Source organism: Bartonella sp. AA1HLJMS, assembly GCF_042197445.1.
Lineage (GTDB): Bacteria > Pseudomonadota > Alphaproteobacteria > Rhizobiales > Rhizobiaceae > Bartonella.
The window spans coordinates 1-527 of sequence record NZ_JBHIRW010000312.1; the positions used below are offsets into that span (position 1 = coordinate 1).

Sequence of the window (527 nt, forward strand, 5' to 3'; positions counted from 1 at the left end):
GCAATTTTAGAGCAAAAGATCACGCGTTTGACTGAGCTTTTTGCGGCGCATCATATTCCTTATAATGTGGAAAAGACCGCTTATGATCCCGTGGTCATTCAATTGCAAGCGGCGGCTTATGAAGAGTTGCTGTTGCGCCAACGGATCAATGAAGTGGCGCGGGATAATTTACTCACATTTGCTCGTGGAACAAGTTTAGACCATTTGGGGGATTTTCATGGGGTCACGCGCCTTTTGGATGAAGATGATGAGCGGTTTCGCCGCCGCATTCGCTTGAATAGACAAGGACATTCCACAGGGGGCACAGCGCCACGTTATCAATATTTTGCGCTCTCCAGTGATATCCATGTCAAAGATGCTTTTGTTTATCGTGTGGGCAAAAGCCCGATTATTCATGTGGCTCTTTTTAGTGATAGCCCATCAGGGGTGGCAGATGAAGCTTTAATTGCCAAGGTGCAAGCCGCCCTTGATGCCCCCCATGTTAAAATGACCAATGACCACATCCTTGTGAAAAGCGCGGTACAGCG

1 protein-coding gene is annotated in these 527 nt (G+C 47.8%); it reads left to right on the top strand.

The window, feature by feature from the left end; all coding sequences use genetic code 11:
- A partial coding sequence (locus tag ACFIQE_RS11380) for a baseplate J/gp47 family protein (RefSeq protein ID WP_375707798.1) occupies positions 1-527 on the top strand: 527 nt, incomplete at both ends.